General features: G+C 65.5%; 15 protein-coding genes. 13 read left to right on the top strand and 2 right to left on the bottom strand.

The window, feature by feature from the left end:
• The first annotated feature begins 13 nt into the window (after positions 1 to 13).
• The 11 genes from pdxS (at position 14) to AC1MB9_RS08535 (ending at position 11,075) form a co-directional block, all read left to right on the top strand.
• Positions 14 to 916 carry a pyridoxal 5'-phosphate synthase lyase subunit PdxS gene (pdxS, locus tag AC1MB9_RS08585; protein ID WP_479961552.1) on the top strand — a complete coding sequence of 301 codons (903 nt, stop codon included), beginning with the start codon at positions 14 to 16 and terminating at the stop codon, positions 914 to 916.
• 11 nt (positions 917 to 927) lie between these two features.
• Entirely contained in the window at positions 928 to 1,533 is a 606-nt protein-coding gene (gene pdxT, locus AC1MB9_RS08580) for a pyridoxal 5'-phosphate synthase glutaminase subunit PdxT (protein WP_479961551.1), read from the top strand.
• A 67-nt stretch (positions 1,534 to 1,600) separates the two neighbouring features.
• A complete protein-coding gene (locus AC1MB9_RS08575) occupies positions 1,601 to 2,188 on the top strand; it encodes a DUF1697 domain-containing protein (RefSeq protein ID WP_479961550.1) in 588 nt (195 codons plus the stop codon).
• A 172-nt stretch (positions 2,189 to 2,360) separates the two neighbouring features.
• Complete coding sequence (locus AC1MB9_RS08570; RefSeq protein WP_479961549.1) at positions 2,361 to 3,125, top strand: YebC/PmpR family DNA-binding transcriptional regulator; 765 nt, start codon at positions 2,361 to 2,363, stop codon at positions 3,123 to 3,125.
• A 5-nt stretch (positions 3,126 to 3,130) separates the two neighbouring features.
• Positions 3,131 to 3,745, top strand: coding sequence for a crossover junction endodeoxyribonuclease RuvC (ruvC, locus tag AC1MB9_RS08565; protein WP_479961548.1), 615 nt, complete (start codon positions 3,131 to 3,133; stop codon positions 3,743 to 3,745).
• Complete coding sequence (gene ruvA, locus AC1MB9_RS08560; protein ID WP_479961547.1) at positions 3,742 to 4,374, top strand: Holliday junction branch migration protein RuvA; 633 nt, start codon at positions 3,742 to 3,744, stop codon at positions 4,372 to 4,374. The genes ruvC and ruvA overlap by 4 nt, the downstream gene beginning before the upstream one ends.
• Positions 4,371 to 5,405 (top strand): Holliday junction branch migration DNA helicase RuvB, encoded by a 1,035-nt coding sequence (gene ruvB, locus AC1MB9_RS08555; RefSeq protein WP_479961546.1) that lies wholly within the window; start codon positions 4,371 to 4,373, stop codon positions 5,403 to 5,405. Before ruvA ends, ruvB begins: the two co-directional genes overlap by 4 nt.
• A 73-nt stretch (positions 5,406 to 5,478) precedes the next feature.
• Entirely contained in the window at positions 5,479 to 5,877 is a 399-nt protein-coding gene (yajC, locus tag AC1MB9_RS08550; protein WP_479961545.1) for a preprotein translocase subunit YajC, read from the top strand.
• A 62-nt stretch (positions 5,878 to 5,939) separates the two neighbouring features.
• Positions 5,940 to 7,655 carry a protein translocase subunit SecD gene (gene secD, locus AC1MB9_RS08545; RefSeq protein ID WP_479961544.1) on the top strand — a complete coding sequence of 572 codons (1,716 nt, stop codon included), beginning with the start codon at positions 5,940 to 5,942 and terminating at the stop codon, positions 7,653 to 7,655.
• A complete protein-coding gene (gene secF, locus AC1MB9_RS08540; RefSeq protein WP_479961543.1) occupies positions 7,655 to 8,689 on the top strand; it encodes a protein translocase subunit SecF in 1,035 nt (344 codons plus the stop codon). The genes secD and secF overlap by 1 nt, the downstream gene beginning before the upstream one ends.
• Before the next feature lie 133 nt (positions 8,690 to 8,822).
• A complete protein-coding gene (locus AC1MB9_RS08535) occupies positions 8,823 to 11,075 on the top strand; it encodes a RelA/SpoT family protein (RefSeq protein ID WP_479961542.1) in 2,253 nt (750 codons plus the stop codon).
• A 705-nt stretch (positions 11,076 to 11,780) separates the two neighbouring features.
• On the opposite strand, the gene AC1MB9_RS08530 is transcribed toward AC1MB9_RS08535, so the two are convergent.
• Positions 11,781 to 13,013 (bottom strand): DUF349 domain-containing protein, encoded by a 1,233-nt coding sequence (locus AC1MB9_RS08530; RefSeq protein WP_479961541.1) that lies wholly within the window; start codon positions 13,011 to 13,013, stop codon positions 11,781 to 11,783.
• Positions 13,014 to 13,107: 94 nt separating this feature from the next.
• The gene (locus AC1MB9_RS08525; RefSeq protein ID WP_479961540.1) at positions 13,108 to 13,914 is read right to left on the bottom strand and encodes a peptidylprolyl isomerase; all 807 of its coding nucleotides are present in this window, start codon (positions 13,912 to 13,914) and stop codon (positions 13,108 to 13,110) included.
• A gap of 86 nt (positions 13,915 to 14,000) precedes the next feature.
• Here AC1MB9_RS08525 and AC1MB9_RS08520 point away from each other — a divergent pair, with 86 nt between their 5' ends.
• Together AC1MB9_RS08520 and rpsD are read left to right on the top strand one after the other, a co-directional pair.
• Positions 14,001 to 15,341 (top strand): replication-associated recombination protein A, encoded by a 1,341-nt coding sequence (locus AC1MB9_RS08520; protein ID WP_479961539.1) that lies wholly within the window; start codon positions 14,001 to 14,003, stop codon positions 15,339 to 15,341.
• Between the two features lie 224 nt (positions 15,342 to 15,565).
• Entirely contained in the window at positions 15,566 to 16,195 is a 630-nt protein-coding gene (rpsD, locus tag AC1MB9_RS08515) for a 30S ribosomal protein S4 (RefSeq protein WP_479961538.1), read from the top strand.
• Positions 16,196 to 16,322 lie beyond the last annotated feature (127 nt).

Raw genomic sequence — 16,322 nt, 5'->3', positions numbered from 1 at the left:
ATAGGATCATCAAATGACTGAAAACACCTCCTCCGAGCAGTTCGGATCCAGCCGCGTCAAGCGCGGCCTCGCCGAAATGCTCAAGGGCGGCGTCATCATGGACGTCGTCACCGCTGCCCAGGCCCGCATCGCCGAAGACGCCGGCGCCGTAGCCGTGATGGCGCTCGAACGCGTTCCCGCCGACATCCGCTCTCAGGGCGGCGTCGCCCGGATGAGCGACCCGGACCTGATCGACAGCATCATCGCCGAGGTCAACATCCCGGTGATGGCCAAGGCACGCATCGGGCACTTCGTGGAAGCGCAGATTCTTGAGGCGCTTGATGTGGACTACATCGACGAGTCCGAGGTTCTCAGCCCCGCCGACTACAAGAACCACATCGACAAGTGGAACTTCACGACCCCCTTTGTTTGCGGCGCGACAAACCTCGGTGAGGCGCTTCGCCGCATCACCGAGGGCGCGGCCATGATTCGCTCCAAGGGTGAAGCCGGCACCGGCGACGTCTCCGAAGCGACCAAGCACATCCGCACCATCAAGGGCGAAATTGCGCGGCTTTCGGCCATGAACAAGGACGAGCTGTACGTCGCCGCCAAGGACCTGCAGGCACCGTACGAGCTCGTCGCCGAGATCGCGGCAACCGGCAAGCTTCCCGTCGTGCTGTTCACGGCCGGTGGCGTGGCCACCCCCGCGGACGCGGCGATGATGATGCAGCTCGGCGCGGACGGCGTCTTCGTCGGCTCCGGCATCTTCAAGTCGGGCAACCCGGAGCAGCGTGCGGCCGCCATCGTGAAGGCCGTCGCCTTCTACGACGATGCCAAGGTCATCGCCGAGGTCTCGCGCGGACTCGGCGAGGCCATGGTCGGAATCAACGTCACCGACCTTGCGGCACCGCACCGCCTGTCCGAGCGCGGCTGGTAGCCACCACCTTCATGACAGTTGCTACACCCGTCGGCGTGCTCGCGCTCCAAGGAGATTCTCGCGAGCACGCCGACGTTTTACGTGCGCTCGGCGCCACCGTTGAACTCGTTCGTCGTCCGGAGGAACTCGCCCACGTCAGCGGCCTGGTGATTCCCGGCGGCGAGTCGAGCGTCATCGACAAGCTCGCGCGCATGTTCGGTCTGTTCGATCCGCTCCAGGCCGCCGTGCGGGCCGGCCTGCCCGTCTACGGAACCTGTGCCGGTCTGATCATGCTCGCCGACACGGTGCTCGACGGCATGGCCGGACAGCAGAGCATCGGCGGCCTCGACATCGAGGTGCGTCGCAACGCCTTCGGCTCGCAGAACGATTCCTTCGAAACCGACCTGCACGTACCGAGTCTGGGCGGCGCGCCCGTGCACGCCGCCTTCATCCGCGCACCCGTGGTCGAACGAGTCGGCCCCCTGGCGACGTCCCTCGCCACCCTCTCGGATGGTCGCTGTGTGGCCGTCGAGCAGGGGAACCTGCTCGGCACGTCCTTTCACCCGGAGATGACGGGCGAATTGCGCTTTCACGAGTATTTTCTGCGCAAGGTCTCCGCCGCGGCATTTCGTCGATAGGCCCTCTGGTCGATAGTGTCTATGAACGAACACTTTCGGTTACACCCTGGTGGGAAAAGAGTCAACGATGACGAAGTATGTGGCCCTGTTGCGGGGCATCAACGTGAATGGCATCACCATAGCCATGAGCGATCTGGCCGACCTGTTTCGTGAGCTCGGCTATACCGAGGTGCACACCATCCTTGCGAGCGGAAATGTGCTGTTCCGAACCGGGACCGGTCCCGTGGATTCCGACGAGGAGATCGACCCCAAGGTCGCGGCGGCCGAGGTCGCCGAGCACAAGGCGCTCATCGAGAGCGCGCTGCGCGAACGCTTCGCGTACGAGGCGTACATCGTTCTCGTCGAGGTGGAGCGCCTCGACCGCATCATTCGCGCGTACCCCTTCGACGCGGATCGTGACGGCTGGCACTCCTATGTCATGTTCGCCTCGGACCCGTCCGCGCTGACCGAGCTGGCCGGACATGCCAAGGAACTCGACGCGAACGAGGAACGGATTGAACTCGGTCACGGCGTGCTCTATTGGGAGGTACGCAAGTCGGTGGGTGTCAAGAGTCACTTCAGCAAGAAGAGCGGCAAACCGAAGTACCGCGAACTGACGACGAACCGTAACCTGAACACGCTCAGCAAGCTCATCCACGCCGACAGCACCGCCTGAGGGCACGCGCCCGGCCTTCGCGTGCTCCCGGCTGCCCCGGGCTAGAATAGGGGGCGCACCGCGGTGCCACGGTCACCGTCATTGAGTCACGCAGTCTTTGAGACATACAGTCACCGATGACGCAGTACCGACACAAAACGTACGAACGAACGAGCAACTCAACGGGAGATGTATGTCCGGGCATTCCAAATGGGCCACTACGAAGCACCAAAAGGCCGTCACCGACTCTCGCCGGGCCAAGGCCTTCGCGAAGCTCATCAAGAACATCGAGGTCGCGGCCCGCATGGGCGGGGCAGACCTGTCCGGTAATCCCACCCTTGTCGACGCCATCCAGAAGGCGAAGAAGACCTCCGTCCCCAACGACAACATCGACCGCGCCGTCAAGCGTGGTGCCGGGCTGTCGGGCGAGCAGGTCGACTACACGACCATCATGTATGAGGGCTACGCCGCTCACGGAGTGGCCATCATGATCGAGTGCCTCACCGACAACAAGAACCGTGCCGCCGCCGAGGTGCGCACCACCATGGCACGCAACGGCGGTCAAATGGCCGACCCGGGTAGCGTCGCCTACAACTTCCACCGCAAGGGCGTTGTGATCGTCAAGCACACCGATGCGATCACCGAAGACGACATCATGCTCGCCGTGCTCGACGCGGGCGCCGAAGAGGTCATCGACGAGGGCGAGACGTTCGAAGTGATCTCGGAGGCGCACGATCTCGTGGCGACGCGAAGCGCTCTTCAGGCCGCGGGCATCGACTACGAGTCAGCGGATCTGGCGTTCGTACCCTCCCTCAAGATCGAGGTCGACGTCGAAACCGCCCGCAAGGTGTTCCGCTTGATCGAGGCCATGGAAGACCTCGACGACGTTCAGAATATCTACAGCAACTACGACCTCTCGCCTGAGGTTCAGGCCCAGCTCCAAGCCGACTCCGAGTAACGCCGATGGCCGTCCGGGTGCTCGGAATCGACCCCGGCCTGACCCGGTGCGGCGTGGGGGTTGTCGACGTTGCGGGTAACCGTGCGGCGCGCCTCGTTGATGTCACGGTGCTGCGCAGCGGCCTCGACCTGCCGCTGGAACAACGCCTGCTCTCGCTCGCCGAGGGACTCGCAGACATGCTCGACCGCCACAAGCCTCAGTTCGTGGCGGTCGAGCGCGTGTTTGCGCAGAACAATGTGCGCACGGTGATGGGAACGGCGCAGATCAGTGGCGTCGCCCTGCTGCTCGCCGCTCAGCGCGGGCTTCCTGTCACCCTGCACACTCCAAGCGAGGTCAAGGCGGCCGTCACCGGCTACGGGTCGGCGGACAAGAAACAGGTCGGCACCATGGTCGCGCGGATCCTCGGCCTCACCGAGATTCCCAAACCGGCGGACGCCGCGGATGCTCTCGCCCTCGCGATCTGCCACGCGTGGCGAACCGGAATTGCCGGCGGAACACTGCCGACGAGCGGCGCGGTGCGCGACGGCGGGGCCGCCGAGCAGACTCCTGCCCAGAAAGCGTGGCGCGCCGCCGAGCGCGGCACGTCGGCGTCGGTGGCGCCCCGTAGTCTTAAGCGGTGATCTCTTCCGTACGTGGCCTTGTCCTCTCCGCCGTCGGCTCCACGGTGGTGATTGAAATCGGGGGAGTGGGGCTGAGTGTGCAGGTCACACCGGCCACTGCCCTGTCTCTGCGCGTCAACGACGAAGCCAGATTGCTCACGACGCTCATCGTCCGAGAGGACTCCCTCACCCTGTACGGCTTTCCGAGCAACGACGAGCTCGCCGTGTTCGAGCTGCTGGTGGGGGTGACGGGCGTCGGCCCGAAATCGGCGCTCGGCGTGCTGGCCGTGCTCAGTCCCGACCAGATCGCGCAGGCGGTGGCCGACGACGCCGACGGCGTGTTCCGCAAGGTCAGCGGCATCGGCCCGAAGACCGCGAAGCTGATTGTGCTGAGCCTGGCCGGCAAGCTGGCCATCACGGCTGCGACGCCGACATCGATCCGGCCCGCCGGGTCGGCCACCGTGGCGGCCAACGTGCAGGCGGCCCTCATCGGGCTGGGCTGGTCGGAGCGGGTCGCGGCGGAGGCGGTCGAGGAGACGCTGCACACCCTGGACACGGCCGCCGATGCGCCGCCGCCGACGGTCGCCGCCGTGCTGCGCCTGGCCCTCGGACGACTTGGCCCCGCCCAGAACCCGGGGCACCGGTCATGACGACCGATCCGGGAGTCGAGGTCACCAACCCGGCGCTCGAGAGCGAAACCGAGCTGGCGTTCGAGGGTGCTCTGCGCCCCACGAGCCTGGGTGAATTCGTCGGCCAGCAGAAGGTTCGGGGACAGCTGCAGCTGCTGCTCACGGCCGCCACGATGCAGAATCGCGCCCCCGACCACATTCTGCTTGCCGGCCCTCCGGGACTCGGCAAGACCACCCTGGCGATGATCATCGCCTACGAGGGAAACCGACCGTTGCGCATGTCGAGCGGTCCGGCGATTCAACATGCCGGCGATCTCGCCGCCGTGCTGTCGTCGCTCGTACCCGGCGAGGTGTTGTTCATCGACGAGATTCACCGCATGGCGCGCTCGGCCGAAGAGATGCTGTATCTGGCAATGGAAGACTTCCGCATTGACATCATGGTGGGCAAGGGCGCCGGAGCCACATCCGTTCCGCTGGAGCTGTCCCCGTTCACGCTTGTCGGGGCCACGACACGCTCAGGAATGCTCCCGAGCCCTCTCCGCGACCGCTTCGGCTTCACCGCCAACCTGGAATTTTATGCCGAGAGCGAACTTGAGCAGGTTCTCGGGCGGGCGGCGAAGCTGATCAATCTTCCGATCGGCGGCCGTGCCCTCGCCGAGATTGCCGGACGGTGCCGCGGCACGCCCCGTATCGCCAATCGACTGCTGCGACGCGTGCGCGACTACGCCCTCGTGCACGGAGGCGACGCTGACCTCGCCGCCGTGCATGCGGCGCTTGAGCTGTACGACGTTGATGAAATCGGTCTCGATCGTCTCGACCGCGAGGTGATGAAGATCATCCTCACCCGTTTCGGCGGGGGGCCGGTGGGCCTCAATACCCTGTCCGTTTCGGTCGGTGAGGAGTCCGAAACCGTCGAGGCGGTCGTGGAGCCCTTCCTCGTGAGGATAGGCTTCCTCACGCGCACCCCGCGCGGTCGGGTGGCGACGGGCGCAGCGTGGCGACATTTCGGTCTGAGCGATCCTCAGGTCGCCCTCACTCTGGATGACCTATAATTCAAGTTGGCTCATTATGAGTCCCCACCAATCTTTGGCCCCTGGGGCCGCAACCGGAAGGTCTAACAATTCTATGGATCCGTTGACACTCGTCATGCTTGCCGTTCTGGCAATGCTCGTTTTCTTCATGTTCCGCAACGGTCGCAAGCGCAAGCGCGACCAGGAAGCACTGCAGGCCACCATGGTCGCCGGTGCTGACGTTATGACCAACTTCGGAATGTACGGCACCATCGTGTCGATCGACGAAGAAGAGAACAAGGTGGCGCTGCTGATCGCTCCGGGCACCATTGTGAACATCCACCGCCAGACGATCGCCCGTGTGGTTGAGCCCGTCGTGGCCGAGGCCGACGAGGATGATGATGAGGACGTTCTCGCAGAGAGCCCCGTCATCGAGTCCCTCGGCGAGCCCGAGTTCGGGCAGCGCGTCGACAGCGACGACACGGACAACCAGCCCAAAAAGGGCGACGCGTAACAAACCCCTCACCGTGCCCACGCCTCCCGGCGTGGGCACGAGCATAGAAAGCTGAGTTCAAGGTGGCTAAGTCGTCTCCGGCCAAGAAGGCCTGGCGTTCCCTGACATGGCTTGGCGTGATTATCGTCGGCCTCATTGCGTTCAACGCCGTCGGCGCGTTCAACGGGAACGGGTCATGGTCGCCCAAGCTCGCGCTCGACCTCGAGGGCGGCACGCAGATCATCCTCGAACCCAAGGTTGAGGCCGGGGAATCGGTCTCCCCGGAGCAGCTTAACCAGGCCGTGTCGATCATCCGGCAGCGCATTGACTCCGCGGGTGTCTCCGAATCGGAGATCAATACCCAGGGCGGCCAGAACATTGTGGTGTCGATCCCCGGAACGCCGGACGATGCCACCATCAACCGCATCGAATCCTCGGCAAAGCTCGAGTTCCGTTCCGTGCTAGTTGCCGGAGCCCCGACCTCTGCCTCCGCCGGCGCCGACGGAACAGCCACGCCCGCGCCCGAGGCCACCATCGACCCGAACCTGTCGACGACGCCGTCCGTGGAACCCACCGACGGAAGCGACCTCAACTACGTCACCCCGGCGCTGCAGGCCCAGTACGACGCCTTCGACTGCGCCAACATCGACACCAACAATGTCGCCCCCGCCGATCAGCCGCTGATCACCTGCGAGGCGGATGGTTCCGCCAAGTACATCCTCGGCCCGGTCGAGGTGGACGGCGCGAACATCGCAGACTCCAGCAACGGCCAGGAGGTCGGCCAGAGCGGCACGCCCACCGGCCAGTGGGTCGTCAACATCGAGTTCAACGGCAAGGGTGCCGACGACTTCCTCGCCGTTTCCAGCCGACTGATCGCCCTGCAGAGCCCGCAGAACCAGTTCGCCGCCGTGCTCGACGGGCAGGTCATCACCGCCCCACGTGTGCTGGGCGTGACGGACGCCCCGCAGATCACCGGTGACTTCGACCAGGAATCCTCCAAGGCCCTCGCCGACCAGCTCAAGTTCGGCGCGCTGCCGATCAGCTTCAACGTGCAGAGCCAGGACACGATCAGCGCAACGCTCGGGTCCACGCAGCTGGTCAACGGTCTGATCGCCGGCCTGATCGGCCTCATCCTCGTGGTGATGTATTCACTCGCCCAATACCGCCTGCTCGGGCTGGTGACCATCGCCTCACTCGGAGTCGCCGCCGTCATCACCTATCTCCTGATCACCATCCTGTCGTGGCGGGAAGGCTACCGCCTCTCACTGGCCGGTGTGGCCGGACTCATCGTGGCCATCGGAATCACGGCCGACTCCTTCATCGTGTACTTCGAACGAGTGCGCGACGAGCTCCGGGACGGTCGTGGTCTTGAATCGTCCGTCGAGGCCGGTTGGAAGCGGGCCATCCGCACAATCATCGCCTCGGACATCGTCAACTTCCTCGCGGCCGCGGTGCTCTTCATCCTCGCCGTCGGCAACGTGCGTGGTTTCGCCCTGACGCTCGGACTCACCACCGTGGTCGACCTCGTCGTCGTCGGCCTGTTCACGCACCCCATGCTGCAGCTCATCGCGCAGACCCGTTTCTTCAACGAGGGACACAAGCTGAGCGGACTCGACCCGAGGGCCCTCGGCGCCGTTTACCGCGGACGCGCACGTTTCGTGCCGTCGGTCGCCGTTCCCGGCACCAAATCCGCATCGTCCAGCCGAGAGGCGGCGAAACGGCAGACCATCGCAGAGCGAAAGGCCGCAGACCTCGTTGGCGCTTCGCAGGATTCGTCGACCGACGGGAAGGATTCCTAATGGCCAGCTTCTCCAAGTTTGGAAATGACCTCTACACCGGCGAACGCTCGCTCAACATTGTGGGCCGACGCAAACTTTGGTACCTGATCGCCGCCGCCCTGATCCTCATCGCCGTCGTCGGTCCCTTCGCCCGCGGCGGGTTCCAATTCGGGATTGAGTTCACCGGAGGCAGCGAATTCGTCGTCTCGAACGTTGCCACGCAGGACCAGGCGGCCGCAGCGGATGCCGTGTCCAGCGTCGTTCCCTCCGCCGTGGCGAAGGTCTCGACGGTGGGTGCCACGGAGATCCGGGTGCAAACCGATCAGCTCACGAGCGAGGACAACCGCGCCGTTCGCGCCGCGCTCGGCACGGCCTACGACGTCCCGGCCGCCGATGTGACCGCGTCGTTCATCGGGCCGTCCTGGGGCAAGGACATCACCGGTCAGGCGCTACGCGCTCTGGTCGTCTTCCTCGTGCTCGCCAGCACGGTCATGGCGATCTACTTCCGCACCTGGAAGATGTCCATCGCCGCCATGGTGGCGCTGCTGCACGACCTGGTGATCACGGCCGGCATTTACGGCCTCACCGGGTTCGAGATCACACCGGCGGCCGTCATCGGCTTCCTCACCATTCTCGGATACTCGCTGTATGACACGGTCGTCGTCTTCGACAAGATCCGTGAGAATACCAGTGAGGACGGTCCCGGCTCGTTGCGCACGTTCGCCGATTCGGTCAACCTCGCCGTGAACCAGACGCTCGTGCGGTCTATCAACACCTCGGTGGTCGCCGCGCTCCCGGTCGCGTCCATTCTGTTCATCGGCGCCTTTGTGCTCGGCGCCGGCACCCTGCGGGACATTTCCCTCGCGCTGCTCATCGGCATCCTCGTCGGAACGTATTCGACGATCTTCATTGCCGCGCCGCTCTACGCCCAGCTGCGCACCCGCGAGCCCGCGACGCGCAAGCGGGACAAGAAGGCCCTCGCGGCGAAGGCGCACGCTGTGGCGTCGGGCGCTCCGGCATCCGACGCCTCGGTGACCCGCGAAGTGGACGCCTGAGCCGACGCGCCGCCTGAGAAACGGGGCCGCCCGCGGCCCCGTTTCTCAGATCGACCGCATTCGGACATAATTGGGGTACACCGTTGTGGTCGAACGGTCGAAAAGCCCTCCGGCCCAGGATTGAGGTGAAGCGATGACGGATACCACCACACCGTCCCCGGCTTCTTTACGGCGTCTGGTTCCCCGCATTTTCTCGCGTGCCCAGCCGGTTGGGGCCGTCGACACCCTCATCAAGACGGTGCGACTCCACCACCCCAAGGCCGACCTCTCGATCATCGAACGCGCGTACGTCACCGCCGAGCAGGCGCACGAGGGCCAGGTCCGGCGCAGCGGCGAACCGTACATCACGCACCCGGTGGCCGTCGCCCAAATTCTCGCCGACCTCGGCATCGGAACCAAGACCATCGCCGCGGCCCTGCTGCACGACACCGTCGAAGACACGGCGTACACGCTCGACCAGCTGCGCGCCGACTTCGGTGACGAGATCACCATGCTCGTCGACGGAGTCACCAAGCTCGACAAGGTGAAGTACGGCGACTCGACCCAGGCCGAGACCGTGCGCAAGATGATCGTCGCCATGTCGAAAGACATCCGCGTGCTCATCATCAAACTCGCCGACCGGCTGCACAACGCACGCACCTGGGGTTTCGTTCCCGCCGCCTCCGCCGTGCGCAAGGCCACGGAAACCCTCGAGATCTACGCCCCGCTCGCGCACCGGCTGGGCATCCAGACGATCAAGTGGGAACTCGAAGACCTGTCCTTCGCGGTGCTGTACCCCAAGCTGTACGCCGAGATCGAAAGCCTGGTGCGCCAGCGCACGCCGCAACGTGAAGAGTTCGTGCAGCAGGTCATCGACACCATCAATGACGACCTGAAGGCCGCACGCATCCGTGGCAAGGTTGCCGGACGCCCGAAGCAGTATTACTCGATCTACCAGAAGATGGTTGTTCGCGGTCGCGACTTCGACGAGATATACGACCTTGTCGGCATTCGGGTGCTCGTCAATTCCGTGCGTGACTGCTACGCCGTGCTCGGATCCATCCACGCGCGCTGGACGCCGCTGCCCGGTCGATTCAAGGACTACATCGCCACCCCGAAATTCAACCTGTACCAGTCGCTGCACACGACGGTGATGGGGCCGAGCGGTCGCCCGGTCGAAATTCAAATTCGTACCCAGGAAATGCACCAGCGGGCCGAGTTCGGTGTCGCCGCGCACTGGAAGTACAAGGAACAGGTCAACGGCAAGAGCTCCGGCGTGGGCCCGAAGAGCGACACCGACATGGCCTGGCTCGCGCACATTTCGGACTGGCAGGCCGAGACCGCTGACCCCGGCGAATTCCTCGACTCGCTGCGCTACGAAATCGGTGCGAAAGAGGTCTACGTCTTCACCCCCAAGGGTCGTGTGATCGGTCTTCCGTCCGGTGCGACGCCCGTGGACTTCGCCTACGCGGTCCACACCGAGGTGGGTCACCGCACCATGGGTTCCAAGGTCAACGGTCGCCTCGTGCCGCTCGAGAGCTCCCTCAACACCGGGGATGTCGTGGAGGTCTTCACGTCGAAGAACCCCGATTCCGGCCCGAGCAAGGACTGGCTGGGCTTCGTCAAGAGTCCCCGAGCCCGCAATAAGATCCGCCAGTGGTTCACGAAGGAGCGTCGGGACGAGGCGATCGAGCAGGGACGCGATGCCATTGCCCGCGCCATGCGCAAGCAGAACCTGCCGCTGCAGAAACTCATGAACCAGGACTCCTTCGCCGAGGTCGCCGCGGTCATGAAATACGAGGACGTTTCCGCCCTCTACGCCGCCGTCGGCGAGGGCCACGTGTCGACGCAGTCCGTGCTCGAGAAGGTAGTCTCCTCGATTCAGACGGTCGAGGAGAGTGACGTCAGTGACTTTCCGGTGGCGCCGCGCGGGCACACCCCGACACCGCGCACGAGCGATTCCGGGGTGCTCGTTCGCGGGGCGCCGGACATCCTGGTCAAGCTGGCCCGATGCTGCACGCCCGTTCCGGGCGACAAGATCGTCGGGTTCGTCACCAGGGGCGCCGGGGTCTCGGTGCACCAGGCGTCGTGCCACAACGTGCAGTCGCTGCTGAAAGAACCCGAGCGCATGATCGACGTCGAGTGGGCGCCGACGTCGAAGAGCCTGTTCCTCGTGCACATCCAGATTGAGGCGCTTGACCGGTCCGGGCTGCTGTCGGATGTGACGCGCGTGCTGTCCGAGCATCACGTGAACATTCTGTCGGCGACCGTCAACACGTCAAGCGACCGCCTCGCCATCAGTCGGTTCGTCTTCGAGATGGGGGACACCACGCACCTCGACCGGGTGCTCAACGCCGTTCGTCGCATCGACGCCGTCTACGACGTGTATCGCGTGAGCGACGGCTAGGGAATCCTGCTGGGCGAATCGAGCAGCCACCCGGTCGAGCTGCTCGAGCGCACGCGATCGGTGCGGTCCCGGTCTCGCAGTGCAGGCCCGTCGGGCCTCGCCCACGTCACGGTACCCGCCGTACCGCAGCAGGGCCCACAGCACGCTCGTCAAGTCACCGCGCTGCAGCGAGGGGTCGCACAGCGCCGGGTTCCACAGCGCCGGGTTCCACAGTGCCAGATCGACGACAGTGCGCAGCGGCGTGGTGACACGCAGCCCGCCGAGGGACTGGATATCGAACTCCGAACACACCACCTCCCTGATGTGCACACGTGCCGAGGGCAACACGTGTGCGCGAGCACGCACATCGACGCACAGCTCGTGCTCCCGAGGCTCGGCCGCGAACCCGTAGACCCAGGCCGCACTGGCGCGTTCGACAATGCCCCGTGCGGGCACGAGCGGGGCCAGCGACGCCGCGCGCAGGGAGGGGCCGTCGATCTGGTCGATGGGACACCAGCACGCGCCGAGGGGAAAGACCTCGCCGTCGAGGCCGGCGCACATCAGTTCGGCGAGCGGAAGGTCATCGGGACGGTGGCCTGGAGCCACGGCCGCGGCAAGTCGATGCGTCATAGACGCAGAATGCCGCCCCTGCACGGTTCACGTCGCGCGGCGAGGTGAACCTGTGCAGAAACGACATTCTGACCGCCTGTGGAGGGCGGGTTGGCCCTACTGGGCGATTGCCTTGAGCCACGCCTTACGTGCCTCGAGTGCCTCGGTGGCCTCGGCGATGGCGGCTGCATCCTTGCTCGCCTCCGCCTTCTCCAGTGCAACCTCGAGCTTGGCGATGGCGTCGTTCAGCTGACCGGCCAGACCCTCGGTACGGGCCTTGGTCTCCGGGTTGTTGCGCTTCCAGTGGTCCTCGTCGAGCTTGCGCACCACGGCCTCCACCTTGCGGAGACGATCTTCGATCGGCTTGACCTGATCGCGGGGAACCTTGCCGATCGCATCCCACTTGCGCTGGATCGTGCTCAGCTCCGTGCGAGCCTGGACGCGGTCCGTGACGGTGAGCAGCTTCTCTGCCTCGGTCAGGAGCTCCAGCTTGAGGACGAGGTTCGCGTCATGCTCCTCGTTGTCGATTGCCTCGACCTCGGACTTCGCGGAATAGAGCACATCGCCGGCCGCCTTGAACTTCGCCCACATGGCGTCGTCCTGCTTCTTGCCGCTGCGCCCGGCCTTCTTCCACTCCTCCAGCAGGTTGCGGTACGCGGAAACGCCGTCGGCGCCCTTGTCCGCGAGCGCTTCTGCCTGCTCGATCAGACCCTGCTTGCGGGTACGAACGTCCTTGTGTGCGCTGTCCAGCTCGGCGAAGAAGGCCTTGCGGTTCTGCTCGATGATGGTGCGCGCGGCGCGGAATCGCTTCCACAGGTCGTTTGCTTCGCCCTTGGGGATGCGCGGAGCGTCGTGCTGGTGTGCCTGCCATTTGGCGAACAGGGCGTCGAGCGCTGCGCTGGTCTGCTTCCACTGCGTCTTGGCGGGGTCCTCGGCGGCGAGACGTTCTGCCTCGTCAACGATGGCGGTGCGCTCGGCGAGGGAGGCGGCTGCTGCCGCCTTCGTCTCGACGTTCTGCTGCTCGGTGAGCTCGGTCACGGTTCCGTCGAGGGCCGAGAGACGCTCGGCGAGGGCGGCGAGGTTGCCCACGGCGTTGGCGCTGGCCACCGCCGTGGTGAGGTTCGCGACCGACTTTGCGACGTCGGCGGCGGGGGCGCCGCCCTTGGCGCGCTGCTCCAGCAGCGTCACCTGGCCGTTGAGTTCCACGTACTTGCGCTCAAAATATGCGAGTGCTTCTTCGGGGGTGGCGTCGGGATACTGGCCGACGGCGCGCTCGCCCGTGGCTTCACGGACGTAAACCGTGCCGGTTTCGTCTACGCGACCCCATGGTTGCTGATCTGTCGTAGTCAAGAGGCTCACCTTGCTGCTTTCGTTGTGGGTCCCGGAGGGGATTAATACATACTGCGCTAAGCCTATTGCAAGCCCGAGCCCGTATTGCGTGTTCCTACTGAACCGTTATGCCGGTAATTGTGGTGGGAACCGCGGGGGGACCGTCTGCCTTGCCGTCGCCGGTGCCGGCATCCGTGATCTTCGCCGTGAGCTGGTCAAGCCCGCTGGTGACTTTTCCGATCACTGAGTAGCCGCCAGCTGTGTCGGCACCGATGGTCGTGTCCTCGTAGACGATGAAGAACTGGCTGCCCTGGCTGAAGGCACTGTCGCCCTGACGCGCCATGGCGAGCGTGCCCGCGGGGTACACGTTGTCGACCGGGGCGTTCTCCACGGGGCCGTAGCGGTACTCGGGTCCGCCGCTGCCGTCGCCGTTCGGATCGCCGCACTGCAGCACGAAGAATCCGTCGGTCGTCAGTCGGTGACAGGTTGTGCCGTCGTAGAAGCCGCTCTGCGCGAGCGAAATCGTGGACGACACCGCCTGCGGGGCCGCGGCGCCGTCGAGCTCGATGCCCAGGTCCACGTCGTTGAGGGTCAGCGTTCCCGACCAGGTGCGTCCCTCGGCGATGGTGCTCGGGGGGACATCTCCGCTGCTTTCGACCGTTGCCGGGCTGGGTGTGGCCGTCGCGGACGAGTCGGCGGCGGCCGAATCGGTGGGTTCGGGCGAGCCCGGACCACCGTTGAAATAGAACACTTGCGCGACAACGAGCAGGGTCACGACCACCACGAGTCCCGCACCGGCCAGGATGTTGTCCCGAACCCGGCGCTTCTGCTGGTGTTCGTTGACGTCCCGTCGCGCCTGGTACGCCCGTGTACGGGCTCGAGACGCGCGCGCTTCGCGCTCGTGCTTGTAATTCTGTGCCACTTTCGATCCTCCAGATAGCTGGGAACGTCGGTCCTACGGCTCCACGCGAGCCTCGTAGAACTCTACGCACAAACTACGCTGGAGGAATGTCGGATGCTCAACCGGGTCTGCGCACGGGCGCGACCCCCCTCGCCGTACGAATGCGCCCGAAAACCCTCGATGAAGTAGCCGGTCAGCGTCATTTGCTCACCCCGGGGTCACCCCTGGTGAGCCTCGCGAGCGACAAGTCCGGGGAGCAGGGGTCGGTATCCGTGATTCTCTGGGGACCTCCCGGCACCGGAAAGACCACGCTCGCGCAGGCCATCGCACACAGCTCCGGCCGCCGCTTCGTGGAGCTGTCGGCCGTGACCGCAGGCGTGCGCGACGTGCGCCAGGTCATGGAGGAGGCGCGCACCAGCCGCGACCTCTACGGACTGTCGACCGTGCTCTTCCTCGACGAGATTCACCGCTTCTCGAAGGCGCAGCAGGACGCGCTGCTTCCCGGAGTCGAAAACGGCGTCATCATTCTGGTGGCGGCCACCACGGAGAACCCGTCGTTCTCGATCATCTCCCCGCTGTTGTCCCGGTCCCTTCTGCTCACCCTGGAAACCCTCGGCGACGACGACCTCGGTGTGGTGGTCGATCGTGCCGTCACCGACCCCCGTGGTCTGGCGGGCCGCTTCGATCTGGAGCCGGAAGCCCGCGACGCCATCATCCGGCTCGCGTCGGGGGACGCGCGGCGAGCCCTCACCGCGCTTGAGGCGGCATCCGTGTCGGCGGCGAGCACGCTCACGGCCGACGACGAGACCAGGCCGGTCATCACCACGGAGATCGTGTCCCTCGCGGTCGATCGGGCCCTGCTGCGGTACGACCGCAACGGCGACGAGCACTACGACGTGATCAGCGCCTTCATCAAATCGGTGCGGGGGAGCGACGTCGACGCGGCCCTGCACTACCTGGCGCGCATGATCGAGGCCGGCGAAGACCCCCGCTACATTGCCCGGCGCATCATCATCCTCGCCTCCGAAGACATCGGCATGGCCGATCCGCAGGCCCTCGTGATCGCGGTCGCCGCCGCCGACGCCGTGCAGCTGATCGGCATGCCGGAGGGGCGGATCCCACTGGCCCAGGCGGTCGTGCACCTCGCGACCGCCCCCAAATCGAACGCCGCCTACATGGCACTCGACAAGGCGATCGCCGACATCCGCGCCGGAAAGATGGGCCGGGTACCCAAGGGCATGCGCGACGCGCACTACCCGGGCGCCAAACGCCTCGGGCACGGCAAGGGCTACCTGTACCCGCACGATGACGCCCTCGGGGTCGTGACCCAGCAGTACCCGCCCACCGAGCTCACATCAACGCGATACTACGAACCCACCGAGCACGGCCATGAGCGGGAAATTTCGGCCAGGCTCGCCAAGTTGCGTCGAATCGTGCGCGGCCGATAGCCGGCGCCTGATGGGCCGGAGCGGCGCGGGCGAGGCGGCTCCTGTGGTAGCCTGAACCTTGCCTACAACTGGTTTTGGCATGCGGCTGCGTCCGATTCCAGTTTGAATGGGATTGCCCTGTAGCCGGGCCCCCTGGCAAACACCCCTCTGATCTCCCATGACGCCAGCGCCTTTTGAGCGCGGCGCCCTGGTATTCCCTTGTTGAGTCCGATTGAAAGGAAACCGTGTCTACAAAGTCACGTACCCGCAGTAAGACCCGCCTGTCGCGCGCGCTGGGCATTGCCCTCACGCCGAAGGCAGCCCGCTTCCTCGAGAAGCGCCCCTATGCACCGGGTGAGCACGGCCGTACCAAGCGCAAGACCGACTCGGACTACGCCGTCCGCCTGCGCGAGAAGCAGCGTTTGCGTGCCCAGTACGGCATCCGCGAAGCCCAGCTCAAGATTGCCTTCGAGCAGGCTCGTCGTCGTCAGGGACTGACCGGTGAGAACCTGGTTGAGATCCTCGAGACCCGTCTCGACGCCCTCCTCGTGCGCTCCGCCATTGCCCGCACCACGGCTCAGGCTCGCCAGATGATCGTGCACCGCCACATCCTCGTTGACGGAGAGCTCGTTGACCGGCCCTCCTTCCGCGTGAAGCCGGGCCAGCTCATGCACGTCAAGGCTCGCAGCGAGGGCATGGAACCCTTCCAGGTTGCAGCCGCCGGCGGACACGTCGACCTGCTCCCCAAGCTTCCCGCGTACCTCGAGGTTGAACTCGACAAGCTGCAGGCCCGCCTCGTGCGCGCCCCGAAGCGCGTCGAGATCCCCGTGACGTGTGAAGTTCAGCTCGTCGTTGAGTACTACGCGGCCCGCTAGCATCACCTGAATTACGCTGAAGGGCGGATCACCTCCGGGTGGTCCGCCCTTTTTCTGTCCCCGGACACCGTCCCGGGCCGGGCAGGGGAGCCCATTCGGGTCGGCAGGCCGACCGCGTCCCGGCGAG

It is taken from the genome of Cryobacterium sp. AP27 (genome assembly GCF_056680495.1).
This window is presented reverse-complemented; position numbering and strand designations above follow the sequence as displayed.

Coding starts and splice junctions, on each gene's coding strand:
- pdxS (WP_479961552.1), top strand. CDS start 14: ATGACTGAAAACACCTCCTCCGAGCAGTTCGGATCCAGCCGCGTCAAG.
- pdxT (WP_479961551.1), top strand. CDS start 928: ATGACAGTTGCTACACCCGTCGGCGTGCTCGCGCTCCAAGGAGATTCT.
- AC1MB9_RS08575 (WP_479961550.1), top strand. CDS start 1,601: ATGACGAAGTATGTGGCCCTGTTGCGGGGCATCAACGTGAATGGCATC.
- AC1MB9_RS08570 (WP_479961549.1), top strand. CDS start 2,361: ATGTCCGGGCATTCCAAATGGGCCACTACGAAGCACCAAAAGGCCGTC.
- ruvC (WP_479961548.1), top strand. CDS start 3,131: ATGGCCGTCCGGGTGCTCGGAATCGACCCCGGCCTGACCCGGTGCGGC.
- ruvB (WP_479961546.1), top strand. CDS start 4,371: ATGACGACCGATCCGGGAGTCGAGGTCACCAACCCGGCGCTCGAGAGC.
- yajC (WP_479961545.1), top strand. CDS start 5,479: ATGGATCCGTTGACACTCGTCATGCTTGCCGTTCTGGCAATGCTCGTT.
- secF (WP_479961543.1), top strand. CDS start 7,655: ATGGCCAGCTTCTCCAAGTTTGGAAATGACCTCTACACCGGCGAACGC.
- AC1MB9_RS08535 (WP_479961542.1), top strand. CDS start 8,823: ATGACGGATACCACCACACCGTCCCCGGCTTCTTTACGGCGTCTGGTT.
- AC1MB9_RS08520 (WP_479961539.1), top strand. CDS start 14,001: ATGTCGGATGCTCAACCGGGTCTGCGCACGGGCGCGACCCCCCTCGCC.